This window comes from Campylobacter sp. CH246, from assembly GCF_004378835.1.
Lineage (GTDB): Bacteria > Campylobacterota > Campylobacteria > Campylobacterales > Campylobacteraceae > Campylobacter_D > Campylobacter_D jejuni.
Genome location: NZ_RYYA01000001.1, coordinates 1 through 20,882 on the forward strand (window position 1 = coordinate 1; position 20,882 = coordinate 20,882).

A 20,882-nucleotide genomic window follows, 5' to 3' on the forward strand; every position below is an offset into this window, starting at 1 on the left:
AAACTTTATAATTTAAAAGATTTTAAGTCCTTTTTTCAAAAAAAGGAAATGAAAGTATAACCAATTAAACTTAAAAGTGTATTAAACAAAGGATTAAATAGTATAAATATTTGTGTAAGTATTTATATAAGTATTTGGTGGGTTTAAAAATGGGGGGGGGGAATTTAAATGATAATAAAAAATACAAGATATAATATACTATTAATAGGATTGAAAGGCTTGACTTAGGGAAGATAAGTTCCCCAAGTTTAGAAATATTTAAAAAATTTTAATATTTTAAAAAATACTCTTGAATTTTTTTAGGATCACTTGTTTTTGTAAGTGCTAACATAAGCAAAACTCTTGCTTTTTGAGGATTTAAATCTTCAGCACTAATAAAACCTAATTTTTCATCTGAATCACTCACAGCAACACAACCTGCTACAACCCTTGAACTTACAACAACCTTAAGCCCTTTTTTTAAAAGCTCTTTTAAAACATCTTTTTGATTTTTGTGTATACTTCCTGCTCCACTTCCTGCAACAACTATGCCCTTAGTTCCATGTTCAAATAAAGCTTTTGCAGCGACACCACTACCATCATTTGAATAGCTATAAAGAATATCTACTTTTGGCAAACTTGTGAGTTTGCTTACATCAAAAGGAGCGTTTTTTGTGTGAGCTTTAGTAACATTATTATAGAAAAAGACTTTACCATCTACTATATAACCCAAATCCCCAAAATCAGGAGAAGAGAAAGCATCAACATTTAAACTATGAGTTTTTACTACGCCTCTAGCGCTTAAAATTTTATCATTTATAGCTACCATAACACCCTTGCCCTTAGACTCTTTATTGGCAACTAATGCCACTGCATTATAAAGATTTTTCGGACCATCCGCACTTATAGCAGTTGATGGACGCATAGCGCCAACTAGAACTACGGGCTTATCACTTTTAATGGTTAAATTTAAAAAATAAGCAGTTTCTTCCATAGTATCAGTACCATGAGTTATCACCACACCGTCTATCCCCTCAGCAAAAAGCTTAGCAATTTTTTTAGCAAGTCTTAACCAAATTTCATCACACATATTTGAACTATCAATATTTGCTATTTGCTCCCAACTAATATCTGCTAAATCTCTAATTTGCGGAACTGCTTTAATTAATACATCTATATCAATGGCTCCGGCCGTATATCCTGTTGTAGCAATAGTGCTATCAATGAAGCCTGCTATCGTTCCGCCTGTTCCTAAAATAGCAATCCTTGATTTAGCTTTTTTCATACATACTCCTATAAAAAGACAACATATAAATAATTTTTTAATCTCTTGTATATTAATTTTTTAATGTTATTAATGCAAATTATAAGTAAAAATTTTTATAAAATCTCTTTAACAACAAACTGTGGAGTTACCATTCCCCTAAATTCATTCTTAGAAATACTTCCAAGCAAAGAAATATTTTGATTCAATTCTGGCTCTTTATCAAAATTAAAAAATAAAGCTTCTATGGTTTTATTTTCCTTAGTTAAAACAAGCTTTAAGTGTTTTTCATCTTTACCTAGAAGTTTTTTATTTTTTACACAAAGATTTTCTAAAACAAAAAAAGGTCGTGGATTTTTATGTCCAAAAGGTTCAAAAGATTCTAAAATTTCAAGCATTTCAAAATCAATTTCGCTAGGTTCTAAGATTCCTAAAATTTCATCTGTATCCAAAAATTCACTTTCAGAAATTTGCGAACATTCTTTTTTGATTTTATTTTTAAATTGTTCAAAATTTTCAGAGTTTAAACTGATTCCAGCAGCACCTTTATGGCCACCATAATTGCTTAATATAGAATTTGTCTTAGAAATTAAAGCTAAAATATCAATCTTGCCAACACTTCTTGCGCTACCTTTTAAGTGTTCTTCATTTTGAGAAAATACAAAAGCAGGTTTATTAAAATGTTTAGCTAAACGACTTGCTACAATCCCTAAAACCCCTTCATGCCAATTTAAACCCGATACCACAATACAAGAATCGTTTTCATCGATTTGATTTAAACTATCTTCAAAAAGCTGTTTTTCTTCATCTTTACGACTTTCATTAAAACTAACAATTTGCTCTAGATATTCTAAAGCTTTATTAAAATCTTTAGTGTGTAAAAATTCATAAGAAATACTTGCATCATCCATTCTTCCAGCACTATTTATAAGCGGAGCAATTAAAAATCCTATATTATCAAGAGCAAATTTATCCTTTTGATAATAATGCTTAATAGCCCGAAAAGCAGCTCTTTTAGATTTGTTAATATGATCTATACCACGCCTTACTAAAGCACGATTTAAATCTCTAAGCTCCATCATATCTGCAATAATTGCAATCGCCAAAAGTTCTAAAAATTTACTCATATCGTATTTAAGCTTGCAAACTTCTTTTAAAGCTGCTATCAAATACCATGCCACTTGAGCTCCACAAATTTCAATTTCTGGAAAATCACAATCTTTTTGCTTTGGATTGATAATGGCAAAAGCATCAGGCAAAACATCTTGAGGCATATGATGATCAGTGATAATCAAATCTATATTTTTTTCTTTGCAGAGTTTGGCTGCTTCAAGAGCAGCTATTCCATTATCTACTGTTATTATTAAATTCACATCAAGTTCGTTGATGATCTCAGCATTTAATCCATATCCATCTTTAAAACGATTCGGAATTCTTATAATATAATCAAAACCTATATCATCGAAAAATTCTGCCATAATAACACAAGAAATGATTCCATCAACATCATAATCTCCTACTATGGCGACTTTCTCATTTTTTTCTACAGCTTCTTTGATGCGATTAGCTGCTTTATATGCATCCTTTAAACAGCATGGCAAAGGCAGATCACAAAGTTTGGTATGCAAATCTTTTTCAAAGCGTGAAGCCAAAATTTTTTTAATTTCATTTTTATTAATTATCTTCATAGTTTATAGCTGCCTTGATAAAACCGCAAATCACAGGATTAACATGCTCAAGTCTTGATGTAAATTCTGGATGAAACTGCACAGCCAAGAAAAAAGGATGACAGTTAAGCTCAACTGCTTCGATCAATCCTTTGCTTTCGCCACTTACAATCAAACCGTGTTTTTCAAAATCTGCTCTATATTTTGGATTTGCTTCATAACGGTGGCGGTGGCGTTCTTTTACACTTTTTGCTTCATTATAAACCTTAGCCAAAAGGGATTTTTCCTTGATATCACATTTATAAGCCCCTAAACGCATAGTTCCGCCTAAAGGAGTTTTTGCAGTACGAATTTGTTTTTCTCCATTTGTATCCATAAATTCATCAATCAAATAAACCACAGGATTTTGGCATTTCTCATCAAATTCACTTGAATTTGCATCTTTAAGTTTTAATACATTTCTAGCAAATTCCACCAAAGCAAGCTGCATACCTAAACAAATTCCTAAAAAAGGAATTTTATTTTCTCTTGCGTATTGAATGGCTTTTATCTTACCTTCTACACCACGATATCCAAATCCCCCAGCAACCAAAATTCCACTCACATCTTTAAATACTTCAGCACTTTCCATATTTTCAAGTTTTTCACTATCTACCCATTTTAACTCCACTTTAGTATCTAGGGCTGCACCTGCGTGTATAATAGCTTCAGTAAGGCTTTTATAACTTTCTTTTAAATCCACATATTTGCCTACAAAAGCGATTTTAACTTCATTGCTTGGAGCTATAACTCTTTTTACCAAAGAGTCCCAATTTTCCATATTAGGTTTTAAATTTTTCAAATCCAAAATTTCAGCAATAGGGCTTAAAATATCTTGCTTTAAAAAATTAAGTGGAATTTGATAAATACTAGCCGCATCAACACTTTCTATCACGCAATTTTTTTCCACCCCGCAAGAAATAGCAATTTTATCTTTTAAATCTCTATCAAGAGCTTTTTCACTACGACAAATAATCATATCAGGACTAATGCCTATGCGTCTTAACTCGCCTACACTATGTTGAGTTGGCTTTGTTTTTAATTCCCCTGCAGCCTTAATAAAAGGTACTAGAGTAAGATGAATATTCATAGCATTATTTTTACCCACTTCCAAACGCAAAGCACGAATAGCTTCTAAAAAAGGCAAGCCTTCTATATCCCCAACAGTTCCGCCTATTTCAACGATAAGTATATCTTTGCCTTCTCCTGCTTTTTTAATGCGATCTTTGATTTCTCCTACTATATGAGGGATAACTTGAATGGTTTTGCCAAGATATTCTCCACGCCTTTCTTTTTCAATCACACTTTGATAAACCCGTCCTGTAGTGAAGTTATTATCTTGAGATAAACTCTCATCCAAAAAACGCTCATAATGCCCCAAATCAAGATCCGTTTCTGCTCCATCATCAGTTACAAAAACCTCTCCATGCTCAAAAGGACTCATAGTGCCTGGATCAACATTGATATAAGGATCAGCTTTTAAAATACTCACTTTAAGCCCTGAATTTTTTAAAAGTGTTGCGATAGAAGCAGCGGCTATCCCTTTACCCAAAGAACTTAAAACTCCACCTGTTACAAAAATATATTTTGTTTGTTTCATTGATAATAAGCCTTATTTTTTTATCTAATTATAGCTTGATAAAACTTTTTATTTCATTAGAATTTTAAGTAAAAAATGCAAGAATTACAAAAAATATTTTTATCAAAAAAGGAATAAGCATGCAAATCACTTTACTTTTTCACACTCCATTATCTGTTTGTTCTCATGCAACAAGAACTTGTTGGCAAAGCTTTGAAAAAGGCGATTGCGGTGGCGAAAAAGATAAAGAACTTATCGATCGCGTGGGCAACAAATTCAAACACGCTTCAACCTTAGAACATCTAAACTATACTTTTTATATACAAGGAATTTCAAGAGCTTGCTTACAAGAAGTTGCAAGACACCGTCACACTAGTCCTAGTGTAAAAAGCACGCGTTATACCTTAAAAGAACTTCGCAATGAAGCTGAATTTAAAATAGGAGATTTTGAAAATGCAAGCCGTTATCTTGTGCTTTGTGGTAATGAAGAGGTTGATAACGCAAGCATTAAAGCCTTAGAAAATTTACGCACTATTTTACAAAAAAGCATTAGTCTAGATATAGCCAAATACTGCTTACCAGAAAGCTATAAAACTGAACTTACACTAACGATTAATGCAAGAAGTTTGCAGAATTTCATTTCTTTGCGTAGTTCAAAATCAGCTCTTTGGGAGATTAGAAATTTAGCAAATGCTTTATTTGAAGCCTTGCCACAAGAACACAAATTTATATTTGAACATTGCTTACATAAAGATATAGAATAAATCATACTAATTTTATCTTATTTAAAATATTGTTATGCTACCATTTATAAAATCAAGCTTTATGCAAGTATATTTTCATATACCTTGTGCTTGATTATAGTTTCTTATAAGGACTTTTTATGGATAAACAATTTTTTCAAGATTTTCTAATGCTTTCACAAGCTCATACTATAACTACTCTTGCTATGCTTTGTGTTGTTTTTTACGCATTAAAAAAAATGCGGGATATAAAAATCAATTTTTCTCTTCGCATGCTATTTGCGCTTTTAATGGGTTTGGGGTTTGGTTTTGCTTTGCAATATTTGGCAAATTTTCCAGATGCTAAAGAAGCAAGTAATATTCTTTGGTATAGCGAAACAAAACATTGGTTTGCATTTGTAAGTTCTGTTTTTGTAGCTTTTATAAAAATGCTGGTTGTTCCTCTTGTAAGCATTTGCATTATAAAAGTAATTATAGAAATTGATAAAAATATCAAAATATCCTCCTTGCTTGGAATAAGTCTTTTTTGGATACTCTTTAGCACAGCCATAGCTGCAACCTTGGGTATATTTTTAGGTTATAGTTTTGATTTAGGAAGTAATTTTGCTATATATGAAGGAAATAAACAAATTCGCGAAATTCAAACTTTTTCAAATATTATACTAGGGCTAATACCTAGCAACATCATTGCAGCTATTAATAAAGAAAATATTATAGCTATTGTCATTTTTTCTTTTTTTATAGGAATTAGTGCTAAAAAAATTTCTAAAAAAGAAGAGTATGAACAAGCCTTTAAAAGTTTTCATAATTTTATCCTAACTTTTTATAATATTATGATGAACATGACTGCTACAGTTATTAGATTTATGCCTTATGCTGTAGTTTGTATGATGGCTAATGTGCTTTTAAGCAATGGTTTTGAAGCTATCAAAACAGCTGGACTTTTTATAATGCTTATTTATATAGCTATGTTTATAATGTTCGGGGTGCATTTTTTACTTCTTGCTTCACAAGGGCTAAACCCTATAAAATATGCAAAAAAAGCATTTCCTGTATGGTTATTTGCATTTAGCTCAAGATCTTCTTTGGGCACTTTGCCTATGACTACTTCAACTTTGCAAAATAAATTTGGAGTTAATTCAGCTATAGCTAATTTTGTAGCATCTATAGGTACAACAACAGGACTTAATGGTTGTGCGGGATATTTTCCAGCTTTAGCGGCAGTTTTTGTAGCTTTTGCTACACATACACATATTGATTTTACATTTGCTTTAATGATAGTTTTGGTAGCTGTTATTGGATCCTTGGGTATAGCTGGAGTACCTGGAAGTGCAACTATGGCAGCTTCTATTATGCTAACAGGGATTGGATTTGGTAATAATTTTGTCATGCTAAGTTTGATTTTAGCTATAGATCCTATTATAGATATGGCAAGAACAGCAAGTAATGTCTCAGGAGCTATGACTTCGGCACTTTGTACTGCAAAAAATCTAAAAGCCCTAGATAAAGAAATTTACAATTCTTAATCTTTTAAAACCCAATGCTTTTCATTGGGTTTTAGTATTTATTGGCAACCTTCACATTCTATGCTACGATCTGCAACATTGACTTTTTCACTATCAGGGCTTTCGCTTCTTAGATAATAAGTAGATTTTACTCCAAGCTCCCAAGCGAGTTGATAAATTTCATTTAAATATCCCCCACTTGCTTTATCAAGCGATAAAAAGATATTTAAACTCTGCCCTTGATCGATCCATTTACCACGCACAGCAGCAGCCTTTACAAGAATTTTTTGATCAAGTTCGTAGGCTGGAGTATAGTATTGCCAAGTATCAAGGCTTAAATTTGGCACAACAACAGGTATCATACCACTTAAATTTTGTTCAAACCACTTTCTTTTGTAAACAGGTTCTATAGTCTGCGTAGTACCCACCAAAATAGAAATAGAAGAAGTAGGTGCAATGGCCATCAAATAACCATTTCTCATACCATCTTTTTTAACTTTTTCTCTAAGTTTAACCCAGTCGCATTCACTTTGATCAAATAAGCCCTCTCTTAAAGTTAAAGCTTTAGCCTTAGGACTTGCTACATCAATAGGAAAAATCCCCTTGCTCCAATTTGATCCTTCAAAATCCTCATAAGAACCTTTTTCAAGAGCTAAATTTGAACTCGCATTAATAGCCTCAAAGCTAATTTGTTCCATAATCTCATCGATTTTATTTAAATGCTCATCGCTTCCCCAATAAATCTTAGCCTCAGCAAGCATTTGTGCCTCACCCATGACTCCAAGACCTATGGCGCGAGATTTTAAATTTGTATCTTTTACTTTTCTATGAGGATAAAAATTTAAATCTATCACATTATCAAGCATACGAATAGCCGTTGGCACAACACGCTCTATATCTTCTTTAGTATATACTTTGCTAAGATTTATACTTGCTAGATTACAAACGGCTGTTTTTCCATCATTTTTATATTTTTCTACTATATAAACTTTATTACCATCAATACTATCTAAAGTTGAGATTTTTTTGGCTGGTTTTTCATATCCCCCATCGATCGCAACTTTTTGTTCTTCATCAAAATGAAGCTCATCTCCATTTTCAAAAACTACTTTAATTTGATAATAATTTGGCTCAGTATTTTGAAAAATTTCAGTACATAAATTTGAACTTCTAATAATTCCTACATGAGCATTTGGATTTGCTCTATTAGCGCTATCCTTAAAACATAAAAATGGCAAGCCTGTTTCAAAATAATTTAGCAAAATTTTCTTCCAAAGCTCTTTAGCTTCTACGATTTCTTTGGTAATGCTTTCATCTTTTTCATATTCTTCATAGCGTTTTTCAAAAGCTTCACCATATAAATCACACAAATCCGCCGTATCCGCAGGATCAAAAAGAGTCCATTTATCATTAGCTCTTACTCTCTTCATAAAAAGATCATTGATCCATAAAGCAGGAAAAAGTTCATGAGCACGGCGTCTTTCTTCACCTGAATTTTTACGCAAATCAATAAAATCACTTATATCCATGTGCCAAGGTTCTATATAAACAGCTATAGCTCCTTTTCTGGTTCCTAGCTGATCTACTGCCACGGCAATATCATTAGTAATTTTCAAGAAAGGTATAATCCCTCCTGCGGCATTTTTATGCCCATCTATGCTTCCACCCATAGCACGCACTTTAGACCAATCCCAACCTATACCGCCACCAAATTTAGAAAGCAAAGCCATTTCTTGGTAAGAATCAAAAATACCTTCAATATTATCAGGGGTTGATCCTATATAACAAGAACTAAGCTGATGGCGCGTTGTTCTTGCATTAGATAAAGTCGGAGTTGCAAGCATGAGTTCAAATTTAGAAATTAAATCATAAAATTTCTTCGCCCATTCTTGAGGATTAAATTCATTCTGCGCTAAAAACATCGCAATGGCCATAAACATTTGTTGAGGAAGTTCTATAGGCATACCTTTACTATCTTTAATCAAGTATCTATCATATAAAGTTTTAATACCAAGATAAGTAAATTGCATATCGCGTTCAGGTTTAATATAAGCATTTAAATCATCTAAATCGTATTTTTCTTTAAGACCAAGTAAGATTCTTCCTTCTTTTTCGCCCTTTTCAAAATACTCACGCAAATGATTATAGCGATTCATACCATTAACTTTTTTATATAAATCAAATAAAAAAAGTCTAGCTGCAACAAAGGTCCAATTTGGACAATCAATATCTATCTTATCTACTGCAGTTTTAATTAAAGTTTTTTGAATTTCTTCAGTTGAAATTCCATCACGAAATTGAATCTTTGCATCGAGTTCAAGTTCGCTTAAATTCACACCTTCTAAATCTTTTACAGCATCAGAGGTGCATTTTTTGATCTTAGAAACATCCAATTCTTCTGTACGACCATTTCTTTTAATAACTTTCATTGCCTTCCTTGCTTTTTATTTAAATGTTCTTTTAAAAATTACATCAACATTTTTTGTATAGTAGTTATAATCGAAACATTTTCTTACATCCTCTTCGCTCAAACTTTTTCTTAAATCTTCATCGCTTAAAAGCGCTAACAAAAACAAACTTTCATTTTTTTCATTGATAGCAGCCTTACCATTTTGCAAATCTGCCCAAACTTTCATAGCGTTTCTTTGAACTATTTTATAAGCTTCTTCACGACTAATGCCTTTAAATGGAAGCTCTAAAAGCACCCTCCCTGAAAATACAAGCCCGCCTGTAAGATTTAAATTTTTCATCATATTTTCAGGATAAACTAAAAGCTTATCAATCAAATTTGTAAGACGCATAAGCATAAAATCAGCCGTGATAAAAGCATCAGGCAAAATAAATCTTTCAACACTAGAATGAGATATATCTCTTTCATGCCAAAGTGCAACATTTTCTAAAGCTGGAGTTACAAAAGATCTAAGCACACGACAAAGCCCTGTGATATTTTCACTTAAAACAGGATTTCTTTTATGTGGCATAGCTGAACTTCCTTTTTGTCCTACACTAAAATACTCTTCAGCCTCATAAACTTCAGTTCTTTGAAAATGTCTTATCGCTACAGCGATTTGCTCACAACTTGAAGCTAAAATTGCAATAGCAGAAATAACTTGAGCATAACGATCTCTTTGGATCACTTGATTTGAAACAGGAGCGGCCTTAAGACCTAAATTTTTACAAACTTCTTCTTCAAATTCTAAAGGAGCATGAGCAAAATTTCCCATTGCACCACTGATTTTTCCATAGCTTATCACTTCTTTTGCATGTTCTAAAAGCTCTTTTGCATGCAAAATTTCATCATACCAAATAGCTAACACTAAACCAAAAGTGATAGGCTCTCCATGAATTCCATGACTTCTTCCTACCATTAAGGTATTTTTATGCTCCAAAGCACGCTTTTTGATCACTTCTAAAAGCAAAGAAACATCTTCTAAAATAAGCTCCAAACTCTCTTTTATCTGTAAAGCAACAGCCGTATCTATACAATCAGAACTTGTCATTGCATAATGCACAAAACGACTCTCTTCTCCCAAACTTTCACTTACACTTGTAAGAAAAGCGATAACATCGTGTTTTGTGGTTTTTTCTATTTCGTCTATTCTTGCAATATCAAATTTTGCATTTTTAAGAATTTTTTCGCAGTCTGTGTCATTAATGAGACCGAGTTTATTCCAAGCTTTTACAGCGGCTAATTCTACTTTTAACCACGCATCGTATTTTGCTTGCATGTCCCATTTTTTAGCCATGATTTCTCTGCTATATCTTTCAACCATCTTTGAAACCTTTTTAGCTATAATTTTATATTTTAAAAAACAGAAATTATATCAAATTATCCTAAGAAAGTTATTAAATGGCTTACATAAAAATAAAACTCTCAAATAATGGAAAAAAGGCATTTCAAGTCCTTATGGAAAATTTAAAAATTAGCATAAATGAAGCACAAAAACTCATAGACAAAAAAAGACTTTTTTGTGATGGAATTTTAGTAGAAGAAAAGAATGAAATTTTAAATGGTTTAGTAGAGCTTATAGTCTATGAAAACAATCCCAAAGGAGTAGAAATTGTCTTTGAAAATGAAGACTTTGCCATACTTGAAAAAGAAAGTGGGATCTTAAGTCATCCAAATGGTAGACATTGTAAATACAGTCTTAGTGATGAAATTTGGCATCTTTGGGGAAAAGAAGCTTGCGTAGCACACAGACTTGATAAAGAAACGAGCGGACTTATACTTGTAGCCAAAAATAAAAAAGCTCAAATTGATCTTAAAGCTTTGTTTGAAAAAAAACTGGTTCAAAAAGAATACCTTGCTCTAGCTAACGGAAAAATAGAAGAAAATTTTATAATTGATAAAGCCATAAATTTAGCCAAAAACTACGATGATGTAAAAACAAGGATGCAAATTTGTAAGGAAGGAAAACAAGCTATCACTGAGTTTGAAATTTTAGAATACTTTCCTAAAATCAACGCTACTCTTTTGCTCTGCAAACCCTTAACAGGCAGACAACACCAAATAAGAGTGCATTTACACTATAAAAACCATACCATTTTAGGCGATCCACTTTATGGGCTTAGCAAAGAACAAATCGAAAGTATTTTAGATGAAAAATTAACCCCCAAAGAACGCTTAAAACTTACAGGTGCCTTGCGTTTGTGTTTGCATTCTTATCGTTTGAAATTTCAATATAAAAATCAAAATTTTAATATCAACTCAAAAATAAACATAAAAGAAATTTTCAACAATTCTATAAAATAAAATGATGTTTCACTACGCTACAATCAATCACTTTTTTACCAAATTTTAAAACAAAAAAATAATTCTTGCTAAAACTTTAAGTATAATTAAATAAAAAAGCGAGATTTTCCAAATGAAATTTGTTAATTTTATACAGGGTCAAAAACCCAATCTAGGAGTACTAAATTCTAGTGGAAAAATTGTAAGTTTTGATGATCTTGGCATTGAAACTAACGATATGAATGAATTTATTATCCATTTTGATAAATTTAAACACAAACTTACAGACTTGGATTCTAAAATAGCCTATGAAATTCCACAAGAAAATTATCTAGCCCCTATTATAGAACCTCGCCAAGATATTATATGTCTTGGGATTAATTTTTTAGATCATGCCAAAGAATCTGCCAAATTTAAGGGTGAAAAATTTGAAGAAAGAGAATATCCTGTATATTTTGGAAAACGCTGCAATCAAGCTACGGCACCTTTTGGCGATATACCTTTACATGCGGATGTAACTTCTCAGCTTGATTATGAATGTGAGCTTGCATTTATTTTAAGTAAAGATGCTTATAAAATCAAAGCTAAAGATGCAAAAGATTATATCTTTGGCTATACTATTATCAATGAAATTTCAGCTCGCGAACTTCAAAAACGCCACAAACAATTCTACCGAGCAAAAAGTCTTGAAGGTAGCACTATAATGGGACCTTATATCACAAGCGTAGATGAAATTTCTTATCCTCCTAAACTCCAACTTCAAAGCTATGTCAATGATGAACTACGCCAAAACTCTAACACTCAATTGTTTATTTTTGATATTGCTTATGTCTTAGAAGAACTTAGCGCAGGCATGCTTTTAAAAGCTGGAAGTATTATATCTATGGGAACTCCTAGTGGAGTAGGTATGGGGTTAAATCCACCTACTTTTTTAAAATCAGGAGATAAAGTGCGTTGTGTCATAGAAAATTTAGGAGAACTTTGTAATAAAATAAAATAAAAAATATCAATTATTAAATAATTTACTAAAATTATACTATAATGTCATTTTAAAAACTTAAATTAAGGCAGAAATTTATCATGAAAAAAATAATAATGATTTTATGTTTATCTTATGCAAATATAGTCTTTGCAGTAGATATGATAACCCCTATTCCAAATTCCATCTCTTACGATAAAGAAAAAGCTGAACTTGGAAAAAGTCTTTATATGGATAAAAGTTTATCTAAAGATGGAAAAGTTTCATGCAATACTTGCCATAGACTTGATCAACACGGTGTTGATGGGCTTGAATTTTCAATAGGAGTTGATAATCAACTCGATAAACCCTTTAACACTCCTACAACCTTTAATTCTGTGTTTAATTTTGTGCAATTTTGGAATGGCAGAGCTAAAGATTTAACAGAACAAGCTACAGTACCTTTTTTCAATCCCAAAGAAATGGGGCTAAGTCCTGAACTTCTTTTACAAAAAGTTAATTCAAATGAAAATTATGTAAAAACTTTTAAAAAACTTTATGGAGAAGTTACAGTAGAAAACATAGCTCTTGCAATCGCCGAATTTGAAAAAACCTTGATCACTCCAAATTCTCCTTTTGATCGCTATCTTAGCGGGGATCAAAATGCTATTTCAGCTCAAGCTAAAAAAGGTTATGAAGATTTTAAAGCTAATGGCTGTATCTCTTGCCATCAAGGTCAAAATATAGGTGGGAATATGTTTCAAAAAATCGGTATTTTTGAAGAATACCCAAACCAAGAAGATTTAGGGCGCTATGAAATCACAAAAAGAGAAGCTGATAAAATGGTATTTAAAGTTCCTAGTCTTAGAAATATAGCCAAAACCGCACCTTATTTTCATGATGGATCTATACCTACTTTAGATGCTTGTGTTCAATTTATGGCTTACTATCAACTAGGAAAATTTTTAGATCAAGAAACAGTTGACAATATAGTTGCATTCTTAGAAAGCTTAACAGGAGAATATCATGACAAATAAAAAAAGTTCATTTTTGATAAAATTTATTATCTTATCTACACTAGTTTTGACTTTCATTCTTGTTTTATTGGCTATTATTTTTAATAACTATTCTTCATCTAAAAATAACAAAGACTTGATAAACATAGTTCAGCAACTAGAAATTTCAGATGAAAAAATCAATTCTATTTTTCAAAATAGTTTTAATTTTATCAACTACGATCCAAGTGTGCAAGCGATAAAAAAAATGCAAGAAAACTTTACAAAACTTAAAACTTTTGGGATTGACATAAACAAAGCAGAAGAAATTTTTAATGCCAAACTAATCCAGCTTAATTATTTTAAATCCGCAAATTCCATAGCAGTAAATTCAAAACTTTATTTATTTGAACTAGCTAAAAATTATTTTGAAGAATTGGAACAAAACCATGAAACAAATAAAAACAACTATAAAACAATGAGTTCTATGTTAAGCGTTCTTTCAACTGAAAATATTTTACAAAAAACAACACTAAATCAACTCAACAATCTTATGAAAGAAATCAAAAATGATACAAAAAGTGAAAATTTACAACTTTTTTTAAAACACTATAACATGATTGTAAAGCAAATTTCTATTATGCAAGATAATTCTTCTATTTATGAGAATAATTCTCTCATGAAAGAGTTAAAACAACTTAACACTTTTACCCAAAATACTATAGAACAATCTAATTTATTTAAATTTTATATCGCTTTAGCAGTATTTGGAATTACTCTTGTATTATTTGTATTTTTTATTTTATTAACACTAAAAAAAGTCATCATGCCAATTCATACTTTAGAAAAACTAAGCGCTAATTTAGCTAGCAAAGAAGCCAATCTACACTCTCGTTTAAATATAGATCCAAAAAGTGAGCTTGGACAAAGTGCTCAATATATTAATTCATTTATTTCCACCGTTCAAAACTCAATCATAGAAGCCATAGAAAATGCTAAATCAAGTCATCAAAATTCACAAAAACTCAAAAACAACTCTATGATGCTTGAAAACAGCTCTAATTCGCAACATGAACAAATTCAAGGAGTTAAAGAAATCACTCATGTTTTAGATGATCATATCAATCTTGCGGGAAATTTAGCACAAGAAAGTATAGAAAATATGCAAGATATGCACATACTAATGGATAAAGTAGAACTTACTCTATCTGAACTTGTAAATTTAATAAATGAAAACAATGAAAAAGAACAAAATATAGTAGCCAATATGGACAATCTAACCCAAAGTGCGGATAATATTATAGAAATCACAAACTCCATTAAAGACATAGCTGATCAAACTAATTTACTTGCCCTAAATGCAGCTATCGAAGCTGCAAGAGCAGGCGAACATGGGCGTGGATTTGCTGTTGTAGCCGATGAAGTTGGACAGCTTGCTGATAAAACAAGTAAATCTCTTTTAAACATCAATGCTACTGTTAATACTATAGTCCAACAAATCAATGACAACAAAGCCTTAATGGATCTTATCCATGATTCTATGAAAGAAACCTCTTCAAAAACCAATGATTTACAACAAGAACTTGTAAATTCTATGCATAAATTGGAAAGCTCTATAGAATCAACCCAAACCATGAAAGATAAAAGCATGGAAGTAAAAGATAAAATGCTTATCTTAGGAACAAATATAGATAAAGTTAACGAACTTGCAAATTCTGTTAAAGATTTATCATGTGAAATCAATAATATCTCTCAAAATGTTCTAAATGGTGCCTCTAAACTCTCCGAAAAATTAAGTAGCTTTCAGTAACTTTTTTCACGTTAATTTAACTTAACGTGAAATTTCAATAAAAATTTTATTTTTAATTTATGTTTTTCAAGTAAAATTAGCAGTTTTTATTTCAAAGGAGATACTATGGAGTTTCTTGAACTTTTATTAGTTTTAATCGCCTTGATACTGATTATCAAAAAACCAGAAAAAGAAAATTTGGCTTTTGGTTTGGTAATGGTAGCTTGGCTTTTAATGGTTTTTTTCTATGTTGGCCACAAAACAGGCGCACTATTAACAATAATGAATCTGTAAGGAAGGGCTAAATGAACGAAATCAATAAAACAAAAAATTTCTACACACTAATGTGTTTAGCAGGCTTTTTGATTATACTCTTGCCTGTAGGTATTGCAAATTTTGTATTTGGTTATATGTTGGGCGATAGTCCTTGCACGCTTTGCTGGGGACAAAGAGAAGCAATGATCTTTATCGGTGTAATGGCACTTTTCATTGTTCGTTATGGTATGAAAGGTAAATACCTTGCCGCTCTTTTAATCATGACAGCAGTAGGACTTTATCAATCTTTTGCTCACTATGGTAATCACGCTCATAGAGATTTAGATCAAGGTTTTGGTTTAGCAGTTTTTGGTATCCATACTTATTTTTGGGCTGAAGTAGTATTTTGGGCTGTTGTATTGCTCTTAGGTGTGATTTTTGCTTTTGCTCCTAAATTTAATGCTTTTGAAGCTGAACTAAATGGAGAAAAGTTTAGAAAATATACTAAATTTAGCTTTGCAGCAGTTTTAATCAGTGCTATCATCGTAGCATCAAATGTTTTCCAAGCCTTTGTTAGCACAGGTATTCCTCCTTATGTAGGACAAGGCGATCCTGTAAGATTTAGTTTAAATCCAAAATACATCATTTGGAGTAAAGAAGGTTGGAATGGTTTATGGCAAAATATTTCTTTCTTAGGAAAACGCGATGTTAAAGCTCCTGATTATGCTTTTGCACCTGCAAGTGAAAAACTTGGCATAAAATTTGATAATGATATCAACAATGCTCCATTTGCAAAAATCAATGATGAGCTTAAAATCACAAATGAACAAACCATAAATTTTGACAAAGCCATCAATACTCTTGATTATATCAATAACGAATTTGTAGCAAGTTCTAAATGGGATGTAGCTTTCTTAGATAATAATTTTAGCGTTAAAGAAGGTTTTGAACTTGATCCTTATTTTTCAGCTTCTATCGATCCAATCATCGGTATCATACCTTATATGAACGATAAATTCATTCTTATGGGCTCAAACAAATCTTTCTTAAGATTTGCAAAAAATCCTAATGCAAGTGAAGAAGATATCGCTAAACAATACGCTGACTTTGTAAAAGGCAATGATAAATTTAAAGGTCAAGGCGAAAGTTTAGGTCGCGGAAGACTTGATACCGTAAGAGCAAAATTTAACCATGTAGCAAGTATGACTACAGATGGAAATTATCTTTATCTTGCAACTGTTCCAAACAACAAAGACGCTAAAACTTTTGTAATCTCTAAAGTTTCTTTAAAAGATCGTGTTCTTTCAGGAGAATTTACTCCAAAAGCAAATCTTAAAGAAGGTAAAACTTTAGGCGATCTTTATGTAACTTCTATGACTTTTAAAGATGGGGAAATTTATGCACTTAGCAAAAATCACAATGTGATTGCCGTAATTGATCCAGTCAAAGAAGAAGTAGTGAAAACTATCGCTTTCCCAAGCTCTATCACTAATGCTAGAAGCATTTTCTTTAAAGATGGAAAAATCAATATTCTTTCTTATCAAGATGGAGCAAACAAGCTTTATACTTTAAACTAAGCTTTAAGTCCTAGTGAAAACTAGGACTTATATTTAATCTTATCTTTAAATCCTGCTTTTTCAAAACCTCTTAAACGAAGCAAACAACTATCGCACTCCCCGCAAGCTTCATCTTCACTCTCATAACAAGACCAAGTAAGCTCTAAAGGCACATTTTCTTTTAAGGCTAGTTCTACAATTTTAGCTTTGTTTAGTCTAATAAGCGGAGTTTTTATACAAACTTTAAAATTCTTACTCGTGCCTTCATTGATAAATTCTTGTGCCTTTTGTGCAAACTCATCAGTACAGTCAGGATAACCACTGCCATCTTCTTCTACCACCCCTATAAAAATACTCTCACAATTTTCCTTTTCAGCCAAAGATCCTGCTATACTTAAGAAAATTCCATTGCGAAAAGGCACATAAGTGATAGGTGGAATATCGCTTATACAAAGCTCATTTTTAGGGATGTCTATACTTTTATCGGTTAAGGCATTGCCCCCTATATCTTTGATAAAACTCACATCTAAAATATAAGATTTTTCTACTTTTAAAGCCTTGCAAATTTGCTTAAAGCATTCTTTTTCTTTTTCTTGAGTGCGTTGTTCATAGTCAAAATGCAAAGCAATGATTTCATAACCTTCTTTTTTGGCCAGATAAGCACACAAAGTACTATCCATACCACCACTTATAATGCAAAGTGCTTTTTTACTCATTTTTATCCTTAAATTTGCTATAATTTCGCAATTTTAACGAAAATTTTTAAATTTAAATTGCAAAAAAGGCAAAAGCATGATAAACATAAAACTCATAGAACACATTTTTAAAGCCGCTTCTATCAGTCGTTGGAATGATTATCCAAGAATGGCAAATTTAGTTGAACTTGACAAACAAGCTCATAAATTCATCATTGCATATTTTATCGCTAAAATGGAAAAAGATGTGGATATGAGAGTGATTATAGAAGGGGGAATTTTTGAGTTTTTAAGTCGTGTTGTGGTAACTGATATACGCCCTGATGTGTATCATGAAATCGTGCGTCAAAAAAAAGCTGAAGTTAATGCTTGGGTTTTAAGCAAAATCGAACCTATGATAGAAGATATAGAAGATGGGGAATTTCTAAAGCGTTTTGAAGCGTATTTAAATGGTAATGCTTATGCTAAAGAAAGACTTATCTTAAAAGCAGCTTCATATTTTGCTACAAGATGGGAATTTAACATAGTTTATCAAACCTCAGCTTTTTTAAATGATATTGATGAGATTAAAAACAAAGTTGAAGAAGAATTAGAAGATTACTATGAGCTTATAGGAGCTAGAAAAATCGCTTTAAATCAAAAAATAGCCAAAATTATTGATCTTAGCGGAAGACTTCGCTTTCAAAAACGTTGGGCTCAAACTCCACGCATACCAGAAACCGCGGTTTTAGGACATATGCTTGTGGTGGCGATTTTAGGATATTTTTACTCACTAAAAATCAAGGCTTGCGATAAAAGACTTGAGAATAATTTTTATTGTGCTTTGTTTCATGATTTGCCAGAGTCTTTAACACGTGATATTATCAGCCCTGTAAAATACGGCATTGATGGACTTCATGATATCATAAATGATTATGAAATGAAACTTATTAATGAAAGAATTTTACCCTTTGTACCTGAGGGTTTAAGGGCTGAGTTTTCTTATATTTTAGGCATTAGAGAAGGTAGAAACGGTGAGTCAAATTTTGTAAAAAATGAGTTTGAAAATCGCACTTATAAAAATGCTAAAATCGAGCTTTGCAGCGGAAGTTTAAGCTCTTTTAATGAAAATGAATTTGGTGCTATAGATGGTAAGGCGCTTAAATACTGCGATAAAATTGCTGCTTTTATTGAAGCAGGGCTTAGCATAAGCTATGGAGTAAAGTCTAAAGAACTTGAAAACGGTTTTGAAGATATGTTTAGATTTTTCAACGAAAGCCCTACAATCGATGGAGTAAATTTCCTCGAAATTTGTAGAGAATTTAGGGATTATTTTAAAATTTAATCTTATTTTGATTATAAACTCCAAGAACGGAATGAAAGAAACTCTTTCATTCCATATCTAAAACCGCACCCTTGCTAGCATTTGTTACAAGTTTTTGATACATTCTAAGCCATCTGGATTTTACTTCTTTTTGAGGCATTACAAAGTCATTTTTGCGTTTTGTGATTTCTTCATCGCTTAAATTTGCATTGATGGTATAAGCATCTACATCGATTTCTATCTCATCACCATCTTTTAAAAGCCCTATAAGCCCACCCTCAGCAGCTTCAGGAGAAACATGACCTATGCTTAAACCCCTTGTAGCCCCGCTAAAACGACCATCGGTGATTAAAGCTACATCAGCACCTAAACCCATACCCATTAAAAGTGAAGTAGGACTTAACATTTCTTGCATACCAGGACCCCCTTTTGGACCTTCATAGCGTATTACACAAACATTTCCTTTTTGCACCTTGCCTTTGATAATGCCTTTTATAGCTTCATCTTGAGAGTTAAAACAAACAGCTTTGCCTTTAAATTTTCTTTCTCCGATTATTCCTGCGGTTTTTATAACGCAACCTTGCTCGGCTAAATTTCCAAACAAAATGGCAAGCCCACCTACTTTTGAGTAAGCATTATCTACTTTACGAATGATATTTTCATCTTTGATTTTGGCATTTTTTAAGCGTTCTTCGAGACTTTCTCCTGTGATAGTTAGTGCATCAAGTTCTAAAATATGTCCTTGTCTGCTTGAAATTTCAGCCATAACTGCACTTACACCCCCTGCTTTGTGGATATCATCCATATAAACACTATTTAGCGATGGGGCTATTTTTGCTATGTGTGCAACTTTGCTTGAGATGAAATTTAAATCTTTAATGTCTAGTGCTACCCCTGCTTCACGCGAAATGGCAAGCATGTGTAAAACTGTATTGCTACTTCCACCCATTGCCATATCTACTACCATAGCATTACGCACAGCTTTTTGAGTGATGATATTACGAATTTTAAAACGTTCATCTAGGGCGATTTCACAAATACGACGCGCTGCTTTTCTTAAAAGCTCTTCTCTTTCTTTACTTAAAGCTAAAATGGTTCCATTGCCTTCTAGTGCTATACCCATAGCTTCGCATAAGGTATTCATAGAATTTGCTGTAAACATTCCCGAACAAGATCCACCACTTGGACAGGCTGAACATTCTATATCTTTAAATTCTTCTTCACTAATTTTTTTGGATTCATAAGCCCCTACAGCTTCAAAAACAGAGCTAAGGCTGATCTTTTCTCCTTTTTTGGTTACTCCTGAAGCCATAGGCCCACCACTTACAAAAATGGTTGGAACATTGACCCTTAAAGCTCCCATTAACATACCAGGAGTAATTTTATCGCAGTTTGGAATACAGATTAAAGCATCAAGTTGATGAGCATTCATCACCGTTTCAATAGAATTTGCGATAAGTTCACGACTTGGTAAAGAATAAAGCATACCTTCATGTCCCATAGCTATACCATCATCTACGCCTATGGTATTAAACTCAAAAGGTACGCAACCATTTTTGCGTATCTCATCTTTAATGATTTTAGCATAATCATTTAAAAAATAATGCCCTGGGATTATATCTATATAGCTATTTGCTACACCTATAAAAGGTTTGTCAAAATCTTCATCTTTCAAACCACAAGCACGAAGTAAAGAACGATTAGGTGCTCTTAAATGTCCTTTTTTTATCGCATCGCTTCTCATTGTAACTCCTGATAATAATTTTTTAAAATTATATTTAGCAAAGCTTAATTTTTGTGAAATTTATTTTGATATACATTTT

The 20,882-nt window shown here is 32.1% G+C and carries 16 protein-coding genes; 9 read left to right on the forward strand and 7 right to left on the reverse strand.

Annotated elements, in window-relative coordinates:
- Positions 1-268: 268 nt before the first annotated feature.
- The 3 genes from ELQ06_RS00005 to ELQ06_RS00015 form a co-directional block, all read right to left on the reverse strand.
- Positions 269-1,276, reverse strand: coding sequence for a type II asparaginase (locus ELQ06_RS00005; RefSeq protein ID WP_261006511.1), 1,008 nt, complete (start codon positions 1,274-1,276; stop codon positions 269-271).
- 83 nt (positions 1,277-1,359) lie between these two features.
- On the reverse strand, positions 1,360-2,931 hold the full coding sequence (gene recJ, locus ELQ06_RS00010; protein WP_052797887.1) for a single-stranded-DNA-specific exonuclease RecJ: 1,572 nt from the start codon (positions 2,929-2,931) through the stop codon (positions 1,360-1,362).
- A complete protein-coding gene (locus ELQ06_RS00015; RefSeq protein ID WP_002860871.1) occupies positions 2,918-4,549 on the reverse strand; it encodes a CTP synthase in 1,632 nt (543 codons plus the stop codon). Before ELQ06_RS00015 ends, recJ begins: the two co-directional genes overlap by 14 nt.
- A 119-nt stretch (positions 4,550-4,668) precedes the next feature.
- Between ELQ06_RS00015 and thyX the strand changes: the two genes are divergently transcribed.
- Together thyX and ELQ06_RS00025 are read left to right on the forward strand one after the other, a co-directional pair.
- On the forward strand, positions 4,669-5,292 hold the full coding sequence (gene thyX, locus ELQ06_RS00020) for an FAD-dependent thymidylate synthase (RefSeq protein ID WP_002853111.1): 624 nt from the start codon (positions 4,669-4,671) through the stop codon (positions 5,290-5,292).
- A 119-nt stretch (positions 5,293-5,411) separates the two neighbouring features.
- On the forward strand, positions 5,412-6,797 hold the full coding sequence (locus ELQ06_RS00025; RefSeq protein WP_052797888.1) for a cation:dicarboxylase symporter family transporter: 1,386 nt from the start codon (positions 5,412-5,414) through the stop codon (positions 6,795-6,797).
- 38 nt (positions 6,798-6,835) lie between these two features.
- On the opposite strand, the gene ELQ06_RS00030 is transcribed toward ELQ06_RS00025, so the two are convergent.
- Both ELQ06_RS00030 and purB read right to left on the reverse strand, forming a co-directional pair.
- A complete protein-coding gene (locus ELQ06_RS00030) occupies positions 6,836-9,205 on the reverse strand; it encodes a ribonucleoside-diphosphate reductase subunit alpha (protein ID WP_002859734.1) in 2,370 nt (789 codons plus the stop codon).
- Between the two features lie 15 nt (positions 9,206-9,220).
- Complete coding sequence (gene purB, locus ELQ06_RS00035) at positions 9,221-10,549, reverse strand: adenylosuccinate lyase (protein WP_002857713.1); 1,329 nt, start codon at positions 10,547-10,549, stop codon at positions 9,221-9,223.
- Between the two features lie 77 nt (positions 10,550-10,626).
- Between purB and ELQ06_RS00040 the strand changes: the two genes are divergently transcribed.
- The 6 genes from ELQ06_RS00040 to dsbI all read left to right on the forward strand — a co-directional run bounded on the left by ELQ06_RS00040 (position 10,627) and on the right by dsbI (position 17,082).
- Positions 10,627-11,529, forward strand: a complete 903-nt coding sequence (locus ELQ06_RS00040; protein ID WP_002877921.1) for an RluA family pseudouridine synthase — start codon at positions 10,627-10,629, stop codon at positions 11,527-11,529.
- 112 nt (positions 11,530-11,641) lie between these two features.
- Positions 11,642-12,508, forward strand: a complete 867-nt coding sequence (locus tag ELQ06_RS00045; RefSeq protein WP_052805813.1) for a fumarylacetoacetate hydrolase family protein — start codon at positions 11,642-11,644, stop codon at positions 12,506-12,508.
- Positions 12,509-12,588: 80 nt separating this feature from the next.
- Positions 12,589-13,503, forward strand: coding sequence for a cytochrome-c peroxidase (locus tag ELQ06_RS00050; protein WP_019260216.1), 915 nt, complete (start codon positions 12,589-12,591; stop codon positions 13,501-13,503).
- Positions 13,493-15,271 carry a methyl-accepting chemotaxis protein gene (locus ELQ06_RS00055; RefSeq protein WP_002867498.1) on the forward strand — a complete coding sequence of 593 codons (1,779 nt, stop codon included), beginning with the start codon at positions 13,493-13,495 and terminating at the stop codon, positions 15,269-15,271. The genes ELQ06_RS00050 and ELQ06_RS00055 overlap by 11 nt, the downstream gene beginning before the upstream one ends.
- Positions 15,272-15,376: 105 nt before the next feature.
- Positions 15,377-15,544 (forward strand): disulfide bond formation protein Dba, encoded by a 168-nt coding sequence (dba, locus tag ELQ06_RS00060; RefSeq protein WP_002779270.1) that lies wholly within the window; start codon positions 15,377-15,379, stop codon positions 15,542-15,544.
- Between the two features lie 11 nt (positions 15,545-15,555).
- Entirely contained in the window at positions 15,556-17,082 is a 1,527-nt protein-coding gene (gene dsbI, locus ELQ06_RS00065) for a disulfide bond formation protein DsbI (RefSeq protein WP_002837852.1), read from the forward strand.
- A 20-nt stretch (positions 17,083-17,102) separates the two neighbouring features.
- On the opposite strand, the gene queC is transcribed toward dsbI, so the two are convergent.
- A complete protein-coding gene (gene queC / locus ELQ06_RS00070) occupies positions 17,103-17,777 on the reverse strand; it encodes a 7-cyano-7-deazaguanine synthase QueC (RefSeq protein WP_134237445.1) in 675 nt (224 codons plus the stop codon).
- A 76-nt stretch (positions 17,778-17,853) separates the two neighbouring features.
- Here queC and ELQ06_RS00075 point away from each other — a divergent pair, with 76 nt between their 5' ends.
- On the forward strand, positions 17,854-19,080 hold the full coding sequence (locus ELQ06_RS00075; protein WP_052794027.1) for an HD domain-containing protein: 1,227 nt from the start codon (positions 17,854-17,856) through the stop codon (positions 19,078-19,080).
- A gap of 46 nt (positions 19,081-19,126) precedes the next feature.
- On the opposite strand, the gene ilvD is transcribed toward ELQ06_RS00075, so the two are convergent.
- On the reverse strand, positions 19,127-20,803 hold the full coding sequence (gene ilvD, locus ELQ06_RS00080) for a dihydroxy-acid dehydratase (protein WP_134237446.1): 1,677 nt from the start codon (positions 20,801-20,803) through the stop codon (positions 19,127-19,129).
- Between the last annotated feature and the right edge of the window lie 79 nt (positions 20,804-20,882).